The 15034-nt window shown below is 66.0% G+C and carries 16 protein-coding genes; 10 read left to right on the forward strand and 6 right to left on the reverse strand.

Features of this window, described 5'->3' with window-relative positions; all coding sequences use genetic code 11:
• Nucleotides 1–222 precede the first annotated feature (222 nt).
• From POF53_RS25120 to POF53_RS25150, 7 genes are all read left to right on the forward strand, one after another.
• Nucleotides 223–1602 (forward strand): nucleobase:cation symporter-2 family protein, encoded by a 1380-nt coding sequence (locus POF53_RS25120; protein ID WP_280080394.1) that lies wholly within the window; start codon nt 223–225, stop codon nt 1600–1602.
• Nucleotides 1603–1688: 86 nt separating this feature from the next.
• Complete coding sequence (gene tusD, locus POF53_RS25125) at nt 1689–2081, forward strand: sulfurtransferase complex subunit TusD (RefSeq protein WP_028692375.1); 393 nt, start codon at nt 1689–1691, stop codon at nt 2079–2081.
• A gap of 1 nt (nt 2082) precedes the next feature.
• On the forward strand, nt 2083–2442 hold the full coding sequence (gene tusC, locus POF53_RS25130) for a sulfurtransferase complex subunit TusC (RefSeq protein ID WP_498969940.1): 360 nt from the start codon (nt 2083–2085) through the stop codon (nt 2440–2442).
• The gene (tusB, locus tag POF53_RS25135) at nt 2442–2738 is read left to right on the forward strand and encodes a sulfurtransferase complex subunit TusB (protein ID WP_110733675.1); all 297 of its coding nucleotides are present in this window, start codon (nt 2442–2444) and stop codon (nt 2736–2738) included. The genes tusC and tusB overlap by 1 nt, the downstream gene beginning before the upstream one ends.
• Nucleotides 2735–3070, forward strand: a complete 336-nt coding sequence (locus POF53_RS25140) for a TusE/DsrC/DsvC family sulfur relay protein (protein WP_110733673.1) — start codon at nt 2735–2737, stop codon at nt 3068–3070. The genes tusB and POF53_RS25140 overlap by 4 nt, the downstream gene beginning before the upstream one ends.
• The gene (locus POF53_RS25145; protein WP_498969943.1) at nt 3067–4083 is read left to right on the forward strand and encodes a glycosyl transferase family protein; all 1017 of its coding nucleotides are present in this window, start codon (nt 3067–3069) and stop codon (nt 4081–4083) included. The genes POF53_RS25140 and POF53_RS25145 overlap by 4 nt, the downstream gene beginning before the upstream one ends.
• Before the next feature lie 97 nt (nt 4084–4180).
• Nucleotides 4181–5140: a glutathione S-transferase family protein gene (locus POF53_RS25150; protein ID WP_498969945.1), complete on the forward strand. Its 960-nt coding sequence runs from the start codon at nt 4181–4183 to the stop codon at nt 5138–5140.
• A 118-nt stretch (nt 5141–5258) separates the two neighbouring features.
• Here POF53_RS25150 and cysG read toward each other — a convergent pair whose 3' ends face one another.
• The 6 genes from cysG to POF53_RS25180 form a co-directional block, all read right to left on the reverse strand.
• On the reverse strand, nt 5259–6650 hold the full coding sequence (gene cysG / locus POF53_RS25155; RefSeq protein WP_203652241.1) for a siroheme synthase CysG: 1392 nt from the start codon (nt 6648–6650) through the stop codon (nt 5259–5261).
• Nucleotides 6651–7931, reverse strand: coding sequence for a serine--tRNA ligase (gene serS / locus POF53_RS25160; protein WP_232855644.1), 1281 nt, complete (start codon nt 7929–7931; stop codon nt 6651–6653).
• Between the two features lie 30 nt (nt 7932–7961).
• Nucleotides 7962–8336: a fluoride efflux transporter CrcB gene (crcB, locus tag POF53_RS25165; protein ID WP_110733660.1), complete on the reverse strand. Its 375-nt coding sequence runs from the start codon at nt 8334–8336 to the stop codon at nt 7962–7964.
• Nucleotides 8333–9658: a replication-associated recombination protein A gene (locus tag POF53_RS25170; RefSeq protein ID WP_232855645.1), complete on the reverse strand. Its 1326-nt coding sequence runs from the start codon at nt 9656–9658 to the stop codon at nt 8333–8335. The genes crcB and POF53_RS25170 overlap by 4 nt, the downstream gene beginning before the upstream one ends.
• A gap of 12 nt (nt 9659–9670) precedes the next feature.
• A complete protein-coding gene (gene lolA, locus POF53_RS25175; RefSeq protein WP_028692385.1) occupies nt 9671–10294 on the reverse strand; it encodes an outer membrane lipoprotein periplasmic chaperone LolA in 624 nt (207 codons plus the stop codon).
• Nucleotides 10295–10356: 62 nt separating this feature from the next.
• On the reverse strand, nt 10357–12798 hold the full coding sequence (locus POF53_RS25180; RefSeq protein ID WP_498969947.1) for a DNA translocase FtsK: 2442 nt from the start codon (nt 12796–12798) through the stop codon (nt 10357–10359).
• Nucleotides 12799–13223: 425 nt separating this feature from the next.
• On the opposite strand from POF53_RS25180, the gene aat reads away from it, so the two are divergent.
• The 3 genes from aat (at nt 13224) to infA (ending at nt 14991) form a co-directional block, all read left to right on the forward strand.
• Nucleotides 13224–13904 (forward strand): leucyl/phenylalanyl-tRNA--protein transferase, encoded by a 681-nt coding sequence (gene aat, locus POF53_RS25185; RefSeq protein WP_203652222.1) that lies wholly within the window; start codon nt 13224–13226, stop codon nt 13902–13904.
• Nucleotides 13905–13961: 57 nt separating this feature from the next.
• Nucleotides 13962–14669 (forward strand): arginyltransferase, encoded by a 708-nt coding sequence (locus POF53_RS25190; RefSeq protein ID WP_203652220.1) that lies wholly within the window; start codon nt 13962–13964, stop codon nt 14667–14669.
• A gap of 103 nt (nt 14670–14772) precedes the next feature.
• Nucleotides 14773–14991 carry a translation initiation factor IF-1 gene (infA, locus tag POF53_RS25195; RefSeq protein ID WP_002553999.1) on the forward strand — a complete coding sequence of 73 codons (219 nt, stop codon included), beginning with the start codon at nt 14773–14775 and terminating at the stop codon, nt 14989–14991.
• Nucleotides 14992–15034: the final 43 nt, after the last annotated feature.

The raw sequence follows: 15034 nt of genomic DNA on the forward strand, positions 1-15034 counted from the left end.
TGCCGCGATGCGCCGCGCGGGCGGCGCTCGATCTGATAGGCGCTGAAGCTCTAACGTCGAACACTTTGGAAGACCTGACCGCAAAGCCGGCAAAGATTGACTTAAAAGTCAGCTTATTACCCCATTCCCCTTCGATTATGCGGCCATCGTGCTTGCCTCTACCCCTATGGCCTTTCTGCCCGTAGAATGCGCTCCTTTTTTCTTCCGGGGCGGCATTTTCCCATGAGCTCACACGAACACGGCCCAGGCGCGGCGGCGCCTGCCAATGAACTGGTCCTTGGCCTCGAGGATAAGCCTCGCCTGCTGATCGGCCTGCTGGCGGCGCTGCAGCACCTGCTGGCGATCATCGTGCCGATCGTCACGCCCGGCCTGCTGATCTGCCAGGCGCTGGGCGTGTCGGCGCGTGACACCAACCTGATCGTGTCGATGTCGCTGGTGATCTCGGGTATCGCCACCTTCGTCCAGTGCAAGCGCTTCGGGCCGTTCGGCGCCGGGCTGCTGATCGTCCAGGGCACCAGCTTCAACTTCGTCGGCCCGCTGATCGCCGGCGGCGCGCTGATGGTCAAGCAGGGCACACCGGTCGAGAGCGTGATGGCGGCGATCTTCGGCGTGGTCATCGCCGGCTCGTTCGTGGAAATGGGCGTGTCGCGCATCCTGCCCTTCGTCAAGCGCCTGATCACCCCGCTGGTGACCGGCATTGTCGTGCTGATGATCGGCCTGACCCTGATCAAGGTCGGCCTGATCAGCATGGGCGGCGGCTTCGGCGCCATGGCCAACGGCACCTTCGCCGATGGCGAGAACCTGCTGCTGTCGGGCGTGGTACTGGCGATCATCGTCATCCTCAACCGCATTCCGGTGGTGTGGATGCGCAGCTGCGCCATCGTCATCGCCCTGGCCGTGGGCTATGCCCTGGCCGGCTACCTGGGCCGCCTGGACTTCAGCGGCATGCACCAGGCCGCGCTGTTCCAGGTACCGACGCCGCTGCACTTCGGCCTGGGCTTCTCCTGGTCGCTGTTCATCCCGATGCTGGTGATCTACCTGGTCACCTCGCTGGAAGCCATCGGTGACGTGACCGCCACCAGCAAGGTCTCGCGCCAGCCGGTGGAAGGCCCGGTATGGATGCAACGAATCAAGGGCGGGGTGCTGGTCAACGGCGCCAACTCGCTGCTGGCCGGCCTGTTCAACACCTTCCCCAGCTCGATCTTCGCCCAGAACAACGGCGTGATTCAGTTGACCGGCATCGCCAGCCGCCATATCGGCATCTGGATCGCCGCCATGCTGATCCTGCTGGGCCTGTTCCCCAGCGTCGCCGGGGTGATCCAGGCGGTGCCGGAGCCGGTGCTCGGTGGCGCGGCCATGGTCATGTTCGGCGCCGTGGCGGCCTCGGGCATCAATATCCTCGCCAGCACCCGCCTCGACCGCCGCGCCCTGCTGATCATCGCCGTGTCGCTGTCGCTGGGCCTGGGCGTGGCCCAGGTGCCGGAGTTCCTCGCGCACATGCCGGCGGCGCTGCGCAACGTGCTGGAGTCGGGCGTCGCCACCGGCGGCATCTGCGCCCTGCTGCTCAACTGGTTCCTGCCCGAGGGCAAGGAACAGGCCTGAGCCGCGCCCGCCTGAGCACAAAGCCCGCGCCCACCAGCGCGGGCTTTTTGCTTTATCATGGCCGCATTCATTTGCACGAGCCTTCCATGAAATTCGCCATCGCGGTCTTTTCCCCGGCCCATGCGCCCTCCTCGCGCCGCGCCTTGCGCTTTGCCGAGGCGGTGCTGGCCGGCGGGCATGAAATCGCCCGATTGTTCTTCTACCAGGACGGGGTGCACAGCGCCTCGGCCAACATCGTCACGCCCCAGGACGAACTCGACGTGGCCGCGCAGTGGCGCGCCTTCGTCAGCGACCACCGCCTGGATGCCGTGGTGTGCATCGCCGCGGCCCTGCGCCGGGGCGTGCTCGACGACACCGAGGCCAACCGCTACCAGCGCCCGGCGGTGAACCTGCCGATGCCGTGGGAGCTGTCCGGGCTGGGCCAGCTGCACGAAGCCGCGCAACTGGCCGACCGCCTGGTCTGCTTCGGAGGTGATTGAGATGGCCAAGTCCTTGCTGATCATCAGCCGCCAGGCTCCGTGGAGCGGCCCGTCCGCCCGCGAGGCGCTGGACATCGCCCTGGCAGGCGGCGCCTTCGACCTGCCGCTGGGCATGCTGTTCCTCGATGACGGCGTGTTCCAGCTCGCCGCCGCGCAGCAACCCGATACCCTGCAGCAGAAGAACCTGACCGCCAACCTCCAGGCCCTGCCGATGTTCGGGGTCGAGGAACTGTTCGCCTGCGGCTACAGCCTGGCCCGTCGTGGGCTGGACGGCGACGCCCTGGCGCTGCCGGTCGAGGTGCTCGACGCTACCGCGCTGGCCGCGCTGATTGCCCGTTTCGACCAGGTGGTGACGCTCTGATGACAACCCTGCATGTAATCGCCCACTCGCCCTTCGGCGACGAGCGCCTGGCCAGTTGCCTGCGCCTGCTGGGCCCGCAAGACGCGCTGCTGCTGTGCGGCGACGCCACCTACGCGCTCAAGGCCGGCAGCGAGCCGTTCGCCGCCCTGCAGGCCGCCAACCTCGGCGCGCGCCTGTTCGCCCTCGCCGAAGACCTGCAGGCCCGCGCCCTCGACAGCCAGTTGGCCAAGGCCGTGGACTACGCCGCCTTCGTCGAACTGTCCCTGCACCACGACAAGGTCAACAGCTGGCTATGAGTACCCTGATTGTCGGCGATCGCCACATCGCCCTGGACAAGGACGGCTTCCTGGTCGAGCTGCAGGACTGGTCCCACGAAGTCGCCGAGGCCCTCGCCACCCGCGAAAGCATCGCCCTGACCGCGGACCACTGGGAAATCCTCGAGCTGCTGCGCCAGTTCTACCAGGAGTACCAGCTGTCGCCGGCCACCCGCCCGCTGATCAAGTACACCGCGCTCAAGCTCGGTGCGGAAAAAGGCAACAGCCCGCACCTGAACCGCCTGTTCAATGGCACCCCCGCCAAACTCGCCGCCAAGCTGGCGGGCCTGCCCAAGCCGACCAACTGCATATGACCGAGCCACAGCTGAACGACATCCGCCCGCTGACCCTGGAAACCCCGGCCGAACACCCGTTCGCCGAATTCGTGCGCATCCTCGGCAAGGGCAAGCGCGGCGCCCGCGGCCTGACCCGCGAGGAGGCCCGCGCCGCCATGACCCTGCTGCTCGAAGGCAAGGTCGAAGACACCCAGCTGGGCGCCTTCCTGATGCTGCTGCGGCACAAGGAAGAAAGCGCCGAGGAACTGGCCGGCTTCACTGAGGCCCTGCGCGCCCACCTGCAGGCGCCGCGCATCGCCGTCGACCTCGACTGGCCGAGCTACGCCGGCAAGAAGCGCCACCTGCCCTGGTACCTGCTGGCGGCCAAATGCCTGGCAGGCAATGGCGTGCGCATCCTGATGCACGGCGGTGGCGCCCATACGGCCGGGCGGCTGTATACCGAGCAACTGCTCGACCTGCTGGATATCCCACTTTGCCGTGACTGGACAGCCGTGGAGCAGGCCCTGGACAGCCGCCGGCTGGCCTTCTTCCCGTTGCAGGACTGGGCGCCGCAACTGCAACGCATGATCGACCTGCGCAACATCCTGGGCCTGCGCTCGCCCATCCACTCGCTGGCCCGGGTGCTCAACCCGCTTGCCGCCCGCTGCGGCCTGCAGAGCATCTTCCACCCCGGTTACCAGGCCGTGCACCGCGAAGCCAGCCGCCTGCTCGGCGATCATGTCGTGGTCATCAAGGGCGACGGTGGCGAGATCGAGGTCAACCCGGATGTCATCAGCCACCTGTACGGCACCTCGGCCGGCGAGGCCTGGGACGAAGAGTGGCCGGCGCTCAGCGCCCAGCGCCATGTGAAGCCGGCCAGCCTGCAGCCCGAGCACCTGCTGGCGGTGTGGCGCGGCGAGGCGCAGGACAGCTACGGCGAACTGGCCGTGGTCGCGACCATGGCCCTGGCCCTGCGCGGGCTCGGCCAGGAACGCGAGCAGGCGTTCGGCAATGCCCGCGCCTACTGGGCCGCCCGTAAAGACATCGAATAAACCGATAGGAATAGGGCAGTCTTTGCGCTATTTCTTCGAACGCTTTGCCCTAGACTGAGCTCCAACGACAAACGATTGTGTTTCGAGGAGCTCCGAGATGGGCCTTTTGATCGATGGCCGCTGGCATGACCAGTGGTACCAGAGCAGCAAGGACGGCGCCTTCCAGCGCGAGAACGCGCAGCGGCGCAACCCGCTGCCCGCCGCCGAGGCCGGCCGCTATCACCTGTACGTGTCGCTGGCCTGCCCGTGGGCGCACCGCACCCTGATTTTCCGCGCCATCAAGGGCCTGGAGCCATTGATCGATGTCTCGGTGGTCAGCTGGTTGATGGGCGAGCACGGCTGGACCTTCGACCAGCAGCAAGGCTCCAGTGGCGATCAACTGGATGCGCTGCAGTACCTGCACCAGCGCTACACCCAGGACGACCAGCACTACACCGGGCGAGTGACCGTGCCGGTGCTGTGGGACAAGCAGGAGAAACGCATCGTCAACAACGAGTCGGCCGAGATCATCCGCATCTTCAACAGCGCCTTCGACGAGCTGACCGGCAATACCCTGGACCTCTACCCCGAGCCGCTGCGGGCGACCATCGATGGGCTCAACGAGCGTATCTATCCGGCGGTGAACAACGGCGTGTACCGCGCCGGCTTCGCCACCTCGCAGGACGCCTACGAGACTGCCTTCGACGAGGTGTTCAATGAGCTGGATCATCTGGAGGGGCTGCTGGGTCGCCAGCGCTACCTGGCCGGCGAGTACCTGACCGAGGCCGATGTGCGCCTGTTCACCACGCTGGTGCGTTTCGACGCGGTGTACCACGGGCACTTCAAGTGCAACCTGCGCCGGTTGAGCGACTACCCGAACCTGTCCAACTGGCTGCGCGAGCTGTACCAGTGGCCGGGGGTGGCGGGCACGGTGAACATGGAGCATATCCAGAAGCACTATTACATGAGCCACAAGACCATCAACCCGAATGGGATCGTGCCCAAGGGGCCGTTGCAGGACTTTGGCTTGCCGCATGATCGGGAGCGGTTGTCGGGGAAAGGGATCTGGCAGGCTTGAGAAAGCCGGGGCTGCTTTGCAGCCCTTTCGCGGCACAAGGCCGCTCCTACAGAGGGTATGCGATCCCTGTAGGAGCGGCCTTGTGCCGCGAAAGGGCCGCAAAGCGGCCCCAGCAATTTCAGCTGTCCTGCGCCCCTTCAAACCACGCCAGCTTCTCGCGCAGCTGCACCACTTCCCCAACGATCACCAGGGTCGGCGCATGCACTTCATGCCGCGCCACCAGCTCCGGCAGGTCAGCCAGGGTACCGGTGAACACCCGCTGATTGCGCGTGGTCCCCTGCTGCACCAGGGCTGCCGGCGTGCTCGCCGCACGCCCATGACGGATCAACTCGGCGCAGATGGTCGGCAACCCGACCAAACCCATGTAGAACACCAGGGTCTGGGCCGGCGCCACCAGGTCATCCCAAGGCAGGTTGCTGGTGCCATCCTTAAGGTGACCGGTAACGAAGCGCACCGATTGGGCGTAATCGCGGTGGGTCAGCGGAATCCCGCCATACGCGGAACAACCACTGGCCGCGGTGATGCCCGGCACCACCTGGAACGGAATACCCTCGTCCGCCAGCTCCTCGATCTCCTCGCCACCCCGACCGAAGATGAACGGATCACCCCCCTTGAGCCGCAGCACGCGCTTACCCTGGCGGGCCAGGTCGACCAGCAGGCGGTTGATCTTGTCCTGTGGCACAGCGTGATCGGCGCGGCGCTTGCCGACATAGATGCGTTCGGCGTCACGCCGGCACATCTCGATAATGGCCGGGGCCACCAGGCGGTCGTACAGCACCACGTCGGCCTGCTGCATCAGGCGCAGGGCACGGAAGGTCAGCAGGTCCGGATCGCCCGGCCCCGCGCCCACCAGGTACACCTCGCCGCCCTGCTGCACCGGCGCGCCATCGACCATCGCCTGCAACAGGCGTTCGGCCTCGGCGCCCTGCCCGGCCAGTTGGCGCTCGGCGACCGGGCCCTGGAACACACTCTCCCAGAAGCCACGGCGCTGGTTGACGTCCGGGTACAAGGCCTTGACCTTGTGCCGGAAACGCGCCGCCAGCCCGGCCAGCTCGCCGTAGGCGGACGGGATCCAGGCTTCCAGCTTGGCGCGGATCAAGCGCGCCAGCACCGGGGCGTCGCCACCGCTGGAGACCGCCACCACCAGGGGTGAACGGTCGACGATGGCGGGGAAGATCACCGTGCACAGGGCCGGGGCATCCACCACGTTGACCGGCAGGCTGCGTGCCTGGGCCTCGGTCGAGACCTGGGCGTTGAGCGCCGAGTCGTCGGTGGCCGCGATTACCAGGCGGCAACCCTCCAGGTCGCTCGCCTGGTAGCCACGCACCAGCACCTCGCCACCGCCCTCGCGGGCCAGCGCGGCCAACTGGCCGTCGACCTCCGGCGCCACCACCCGCAGCGCGGCGCCGGCATCGGCCAGCAGGCGCGCCTTGCGCAAGGCGATCTCGCCGCCACCGACGACCAGCACCCGGCCGCCCTGCAGCTTATGGAAAAGCGGCAGGTAGTCCATTCAGCGAATGACCTCGACGCCACCCATGTACGGCTTGAGCACGTCCGGCACGCGGATCGAACCGTCGGCCTGCTGGTAGTTCTCCAGCACCGCCACCAGGGTCCGGCCGACAGCCAGGCCCGAACCGTTGAGGGTGTGTACCAGCTCCGGCTTGCCGGTTTCCGGGTTGCGCCAGCGGGCCTGCATGCGCCGCGCCTGGAAATCACCGCAGTTGGAGCAGGAGCTGATCTCGCGGTACTTGTCCTGGCTCGGCACCCACACTTCCAGGTCGTAGGTCTTCACCGCGCCGAAGCCCATGTCGCCGGTGCACAGCGCCAGAACGCGGTACGGCAGTTCCAGCAGCTGCAGCACGCGCTCGGCGTTGGCGGTAAGGCCTTCCAGGGCTTCCATGGATTTCGCCGGTTCGACGACCTGCACCATCTCGACCTTGTCGAACTGGTGCTGACGGATCATGCCGCGGGTGTCGCGGCCCGAGGCACCGGCTTCGCTGCGGAAGCACGGGGTGTGGGCGACCAACTTCAGCGGCAGCTGCTTGGCGTCGAGGATCTCGCCGGCCACCAGGTTGGTCAGCGACACTTCGGCGGTCGGGATCAGGTAGAAGTCGGCCTCGCCTTCGCGGCTGATCTTGAACAGGTCTTCCTCGAACTTCGGCAGCTGGCCGGTGCCCTGCAAGGCCGGAGCCTGCACCAGGTACGGGGTGTAGTGTTCCTCGTAGCCGTGCTCGCCGGTGTGCAGGTTGATCATGAACTGCGCCAGGGCGCGGTGCAGACGGGCGATCGGGCCGCGCAGCACGGCGAAGCGGGCGCCGGACAGCTTGGCCGCGGCCTCGAAGTCCAGGCCACCGCTGACTTCGCCCAGGGCGACGTGGTCCTTGATCTCGAAGTCGAAGGTGGTCGGGGTGCCCCAACGGCGCACTTCGACGTTGTCGTCTTCACTGGCACCGACCGGCACGCTGGCGTCCGGCAGGTTGGGGATGGTCAGCAGGATGCCGTCCAGCTCGGCCTGGATACCGTCCAGCTCGGTCTTGCCGGCGGCCAGCTCATTGGCCATGCGCTCGACGTCAGCCATCAGCGGCGCGATGTCCTCGCCCTTGGCTTTGGCCTGACCGATCGATTTGGAACGGGCGTTACGCTCGGCCTGCAGCTGCTCGGTGCGGGTCTGCACCGCCTTGCGGCGCTCTTCCAGCGATTCGATGCGCGCGACATCCAGGCTGAAGCCACGGGAGGCCAGGCGGTCCGCCACTTCCTGAAGTTGGCCGCGTAACAGTTTGGAATCGAGCATATCGTTCTCTCGTTATAAGTAGGTGTTGGTTCAGAATCGGGTCAGGGACAGGCCGGCCCAGGTCGCGAGCAGGCCGCCTACCACGCTGATAATGGTATAGCCCAAGGCCAGCGGGACCTGCCCGCTTTCCATCAGGCGCACGGTATCGAGCGAGAAGGAGGAAAAAGTGGTCAGGCCGCCGAGAAAGCCGACGATCAGCCCGGCGCGCAGCTCGACCGGCACCAGCGGCTTGTGCAGGAACAAGCCGTAGAGCAGGCCGATCAGCAGGCAGCCAACCAGGTTGACCGCCAGCGTACCGGCATAGAAGTGCCGTGGCCAGTGGGCCGCGACCCAGTTGGCGGTGGCGAAGCGCAGCAGCGTGCCGGCAACCCCGCCGGCGCTGACGGCAGCGATAAGTGCAATCACGGTTTTCTCCGCTGGCGGGGGCTGTTGCGGTCGAGCTCGGCCAGGTGCTTGAGCTTCTCGCCGATCTTCAGCTCAAGCCCTCGCGGCACCGGCTGGTAATACTGGCGCGGCTCGAGCTGCTCGGGGAAATAGTCCTCGCCGGCGGCGTAGGCATCCGGCTCGTCATGGGCGTAGCGGTACTCCTCGCCATAGCCCAGTTGCTTCATCAACTTGGTCGGCGCGTTGCGCAGGTGCAGCGGCACTTCCAGCGAGCCGTGCTCGGCGGCCTCGCGCATGGCCGCCTTGAAGCCCATGTACACCGCGTTGCTCTTCGGCGCGCAGGCAATGTAGGTGATGGCCTGGGCCACCGCCAGCTCGCCTTCAGGGCTGCCCAGGCGCTCCTGCACATCCCATGCCGCCAGGCACAGGCTCAGGGCGCGGGGGTCGGCGTTGCCGATGTCCTCGCTGGCCATGCGCACCACTCGGCGGGCGATGTACAGCGGGTCACAGCCGCCGTCGAGCATGCGCGCGTACCAGTACAGCGCGCCGTCCGGATTGGAGCCGCGCACCGATTTGTGCAGCGCGGAAATCTGGTCGTAGAAGGCCTCGCCACCCTTGTCGAAGCGCCGGCGGCTGTCGCCGAGCAGGCTCTGCAGCAGCTCGACGCCGATCTCGCCGCCGTCTTCGGCCAGGTCCGAGGCATTCTCGAGGAAGTTGAGCATGCGCCGGCCATCGCCGTCGGCGGCGGCCATGAGCATCTTGAACGCCTCATCGCCCACCCGCAGGTTGCGCTTGCCCAGGCCGCGCTCCTCGTTCAGGGCGCGATCGACCAATTTGCGCAGCGCGGCCTCGTCCAGGCTCTTGAGCACGTAGACCCGCGCCCGCGACAGCAGCGCGTTGTTCAGCTCGAACGACGGGTTCTCGGTAGTGGCGCCGATGAAGATCAGCGTGCCGTCCTCCACGTAGGGCAGGAAGGCGTCCTGTTGCGACTTGTTGAAGCGGTGCACCTCGTCGACGAACAGGATGGTGCGCCGGCCATACTGGCCGGCCTGCTGTTTCGCCACCTCGACCGCCTGGCGGATCTCCTTGACCCCGGCCAGCACCGCCGACACCGTTTCGAAGTGGGCGTCGCAGAACTGCGCCAGCAGCCGCGCCAGGGTGGTCTTGCCCACCCCAGGCGGCCCCCAGAAGATCATCGAGTGCAGCGCACCCTGCTCCAGCGCCTCGCGCAGCGGCTTGCCACGCGCCAGCAGGTGCTCCTGGCCGACGTACTCGCCCAGGTTGGACGGACGCAGGCGGGCGGCCAGGGGCTGGGCGACGGGTTCGCTTCGAAACAGGTCCATCACAGGCTCCGCTTACTCCTTGATGACGTCAGCGCCCTTGGGGATGTCGAACTGGAACTTGCTGTCCGGCACCGCCTGGTTGGCCTTGACGCCATTGAACAGGATGTTGGTGCGCTGGCCGACGCTGTCGATCAGCTGCATGTCATTGATCAGGCCCCTGCGGAACGACACGCGCAGCGAGTCGAACAGGGTGTCCTTGGTCTTGGGCTTCAAGGTGAAGTCCATCACTTCGCCCTGTTCCTTGGAGGTGATGTCGAAGCTCTGGCTGATCTTCGACACATCGCCGGACAGCAGCAGCGCCGGGGTCTGGTTCAGGCGCACGTCGAGCTTCTTGATGGTCGCCTGCTCCAGGTCCGGGTCCCACAGGGTGACGTTCTTGCCGTCGGACACCACTACCTGCTCCTGGGGCGCATCGGTGTGCCAGTAGAACAGGCCCGGGCGCTTGACGGTCATCTTGCCGTTGGTCTCCTGCAAGCTGGTGCCGCCGGCATCCAGGGTCAGCTGGGAGAAATTGGCTTCGATGGTCTGCGACTTTTCCAGCAATTGCGTCAGGCGCTGGACGTCCTGTTCGCCGGCCTGGGCCGACAGGCTGGCCGTAGCCAGGGCAGAAACCAACAGCATGCGAATCGCGCGCATGGAAATCCTCATTGCACAGTGAAGGGGCCGGACGCCGTCAATGGTGCCCGGCAGGTTGTTCATCAGTCGCGCGGGCCGCCCGGGGCAATCACTTCCCGCGAGCCGTTGCTGTTCATCGGCGTGACCACGCCGGCCATCTCCATCGACTCGATCATCCGCGCGGCGCGGTTGTAGCCGATCTTGAGCTTGCGTTGTACCGCCGAGATCGACGCCCGGCGGCTTTCCAGCACGAACTGCACGGCTTCGTCGTAGAGCGCGTCGGCTTCCGGGTCGTCGCCATCGCCGCCGCCACCGCCGCCTTCGAAGCCACTGCCGGCCTCCTCGACGCCGTTGAGGATGTCATCGTTGTAGTCCGGCGCGCCGCGCAGCTTCCAGGCCTCGACCGTACGATGCACCTCGTCGTCGGAAACGAACGCGCCATGCACGCGGATCGGCAGGCTGGTGCCCGGCGGCATGTAGAGCATGTCACCGTGACCGAGCAGCTGTTCGGCGCCGCCCTGGTCGATGATGGTCCGCGAGTCGATCTTGCTCGACACCTGGAACGCCATGCGGGTCGGGATGTTGGCCTTGATCAGGCCGGTGATCACGTCCACCGACGGGCGCTGGGTGGCCAGGATCAGGTGGATACCGGCGGCACGGGCCTTCTGGGCGATACGCGCGATCAGCTCTTCGACCTTCTTGCCGACGATCATCATCATGTCGGCGAATTCGTCGACCACCACCACGATGGTCGGCAGGGTCTTCAGCGCCGGCGGCTCGTCGTCCATGCTCTCGCGACGGTACAGCGGGTCGTGGATGATCTCGCCGGCTTCCTGGGCGTCCTTGATCTTGCGGTTGAAGCCCGCCAGGTTGCGCACGCCCATGGCCGCCATCAGCTTGTAGCGGCGCTCCATCTCGGCCACGCTCCAGCGCAGGGCGTTGGCGGCGTCCTTCATGTCGGTGACCACCGGGCACAGCAGGTGCGGGATGCCTTCGTAGATCGACAGCTCGAGCATCTTCGGGTCGATCATGATCAACCGCGCGTCTTCCGGGCCCGACTTGAACAGGATCGACAGGATCATCGCGTTCACACCCACCGACTTACCGGAACCGGTGGTACCGGCCACCAGCAGGTGCGGCATCTTGGCAAGGTCGGTGATCACCGGCTTGCCGCCGATGTCATGGCCCAGGGCCAGGGTGACCGGCGACTTGTTCTCGTCGAACTGCGGCGACGACAGCACCTCGGAGAAGCGCACCATCTGGCGGTTCTCGTTGGGGATCTCGATACCCACGGTAGTCTTGCCGGGAATGACCTCGACCACGCGCACGCTGGTCACCGCCAGCGAGCGCGCCAGGTCCTTGGCCAGGTTGGCGATACGGCTGACCTTGACGCCTGCGGCCGGCTGGATCTCGTAGCGGGTGATCACCGGGCCCGGGTGGATCGAGTCGACCGCGACTTCCACGCCGAATTCCTTGAGCTTGATCTCCAGCAACTGGCCGACGCCGGCCAGGGATTCCGGCGAATACTCGATCTTTTTCTGCTCGGCCGGGTCAAGGATGGAAATCGACGGCAAGGTGCCTTCCACAGCGCTGTCGATGAACAACGGCGCTTGTTTTTCCTTCATGACCCGCTTGCTCGGCTCCGGCGCCTTGTCCGCGGTCGGCGGGATGATCACCGGGGCGGCGGGCTGCGGGCGAGCTACCACGGTTTCGCGCGGCGCGACCGGGCGGGCCGGCGGCTCTTCGCGCATCACCACGGGCTCGGCGCGTTCACGCAGCTGGGGTTTGGCCGGCTCGCGTTTGTCGCCTTTGTCGCCCAGGTCGAAAACCGGGTCGTCGACTTCACGCAGTTGGGCTTCCAGGCGCTTGCGCTCGTTGCGCGCCTCCCACCAGCGGTTGGCGGCGCCCTGCACCAGTTCGAACAGGTCGAGGGTGATCTTGCCGGTGAGGTCCATCACCTTGAACCACGAGAGGTCGGTGAACACGGTCAGGCCGAACAGGAACAGGGCGATGAACATCAGCGTGCTGCCCTGCACGTTGAGCAGGTTGCGCGCCAGATCGCCGAGGCTCTCGCCCAAGGCGCCACCGGCGGAGAACGGCATGCTCGCCGGCGGGTGGAAGTGGATATGCGCCAGCGCCGCGCCCGACAACACCAGGAACACCAGGCCGATCAGGCGCCAGGAGAACAGCCAGCCGCTCCACTGCCAGGGCTGGTGGCGCTCGCGGAAGATCTGCCAGGTCTTGATCGCCAGCAGCAGCGGGAAGATATAGGCGAAGTAGCCAAGCACCATGAACAGGATGTCGGCGAAGTAGGCCCCGGCGCGGCCGGCGGCGTTCTGCACCTGCTCGGCATTGCTGGTGTGGCTGAAGCCCGGGTCGGCGGTGTCGTAGGTGACCAGTGCCATCCACAGGTACAGGCACAGGGCACCGACGGCAATCAGCGCACCTTCCTTCAGGCGGTAATGCAGCTGTTGCCGCCACAGGGGCACTGGCAAGGGGGCTGGAGTTGCGGTGGATTTCTTCAAAACGCGTCTATTCCTGCGCGTGCTGCGCGTCCAATAGTGATTGGCCGGTCACTGGCCAATGAACCACTACTTTTAACATTACTGCCCGCCAGCCGCCATGGCGGCACGCCGTGTGGGGCGTGAACGGGGGCTACTTTCATATAGCTGCAATTTGAGCATGCATTTTCTTTTGTGACAAAGGCTTATGCTGTGTTTTTGCACAGGTGTGACAGCAAAAGCGCCAGATGGTGCCAAGTGACCTGTCAATGGCAGGGCAATTACCAAGGGTTTCGCCTGATCCGGCGCCTTCGCGGGTAAGCCCGCTCCCACAGGGTTATCGGCACGCCTGTGGGAGCGGGCTTACCCGCGAAGGCGCCACAGCAGTTGACCCTGCCAGGCACGCACGCCATGCTGCCCTCTCCCCTCCCCCGCCGCTCAAGAACCCCATGCTCACCTGGCTGACCCGCGATTCGCTGACCTTCCCGCCCCTGGAAAAGGCCCTGCACGACCCCAATGGCCTGCTTGCCGCCGGCGGCGACCTGACCCCGGACCGCCTGGTCGCGGCCTATCGCCATGGCTGCTTCCCCTGGTACCAGGATGGCCAGCCAATCCTCTGGTGGTCACCCGACCCGCGCACCGTATTGTTCCCGGACGAGCTGCACGTCTCGCGCTCGCTGGCAAAGCTGATCCGCCAGGGCCGCTACCAGGTGAGCTTCGACAGCGACTTCAGCGCCGTGATCGACGCCTGCGCCGCGCCACGGGACTATGCCGACGGCACCTGGATCACCGACAACATGCGCGCCGCCTACTGCGAGCTGCACCGGCGCGGCATCGCCCATTCGGTGGAGGTGCGCCGCGACGGCGAGCTGGTCGGCGGCCTGTACGGCCTGGCCATGGGCCGGCTGTTCTTCGGCGAGTCGATGTTCAGCCGCGCCGACAACGCCTCCAAGGTGGGCTTCGTGACCCTGGTCGAGCACCTCAGGCAGGCCGGCTTCGTGCTGATCGACTGCCAGATGCCCACCGACCACCTGCACAGCCTGGGGGCCCGCGCCATCAGCCGGGTCGACTTCGCCAGCCATCTGGCGCAGTACCTGGACCAGCCCAGCGGCGCCCGCTGGGTTGCCTAGGCGAGTTCCCGGAGCTGGCTTACACTTAGAGACAACGTCTCACCTAAGGGGTTGATCATGACAGAGCTGGCGCGGTTGAAGTTCTATGCCACTCAACCCCACTCCTGCAGCTACCTGCCGGATGAACAGGCGACCACGCTGTTCCTCGACCCGAGCCAGCCGATGGACGTGCACGTCTACGCCGACCTGTCGGAAATGGGCTTTCGCCGCAGCGGCGACCACCTTTATCGCCCGCATTGCCAGCAATGCAACGCCTGCGTGCCGGCGCGCATCCCGGCGGCGCGCTTCATTCCCAACCGCCAGCAGCGGCGCATCCTCAAGCGCAATGCCGACCTGACCGTCACTGCCGCCCGCCCGTCCTTCAAGGAAGAATACTTCGACCTGTACCGGCGCTATATCGAGCAACGCCACGCCGACGGCGACATGTACCCGCCCAGCCGCGACCAGTTCTCCACCTTCCTGGTCCGCGACCTGCCGTTCTGCTGGTTCTACGAGTTTCGCCTGGAGGGCCGGCTGCTGGCCGTGGCGGTGTGCGACCTGCTGCCCAACGGCCTGTCGGCGGTGTACACCTTCTATGAACCCGAGGAGGAACGCCGCAGCCTGGGGCGCTACGCCATCCTCTGGCAGATCACCGAGGCCCTGCGCCAGGACCTCGAGGCGGTGTACCTCGGTTACTGGATCAAGAACTGCAAGAAGATGAACTACAAGACCCAGTACCGCCCCATCGAACTGCTGATCAACCAGCGCTGGGTCAGCCTCAACTGAAAGACATTGGCTTGAAACACAAATTTCGGGCATAATCCACGCCACTTTTTTGCCCGGTGCAGTCGTGCGTCGGGCCATCACTGGATACCGAGGGCTTTACTGCATGTCGAAAGAAGACAGCTTCGAAATGGAAGGCACTGTCGTCGACACCCTGCCCAACACCATGTTCCGCGTGGAGTTGGAAAACGGGCACGTCGTTACCGCGCACATCTCTGGCAAGATGCGCAAGAACTACATCCGTATTCTCACTGGCGACAAGGTCCGCGTCGAACTGACGCCGTACGACCTGAGCAAGGGCCGCATCACCTACCGTGCGCGCTAAGCTCAAGCCATGAAAAAGCCCGGCCAATGTGCCGGGCTTTTTT

Origin of the sequence: Mitsuaria sp. RG, from assembly GCF_028369275.1 — a bacterium.
Lineage (GTDB): Bacteria > Pseudomonadota > Gammaproteobacteria > Pseudomonadales > Pseudomonadaceae > Aquipseudomonas > Aquipseudomonas peradeniyensis.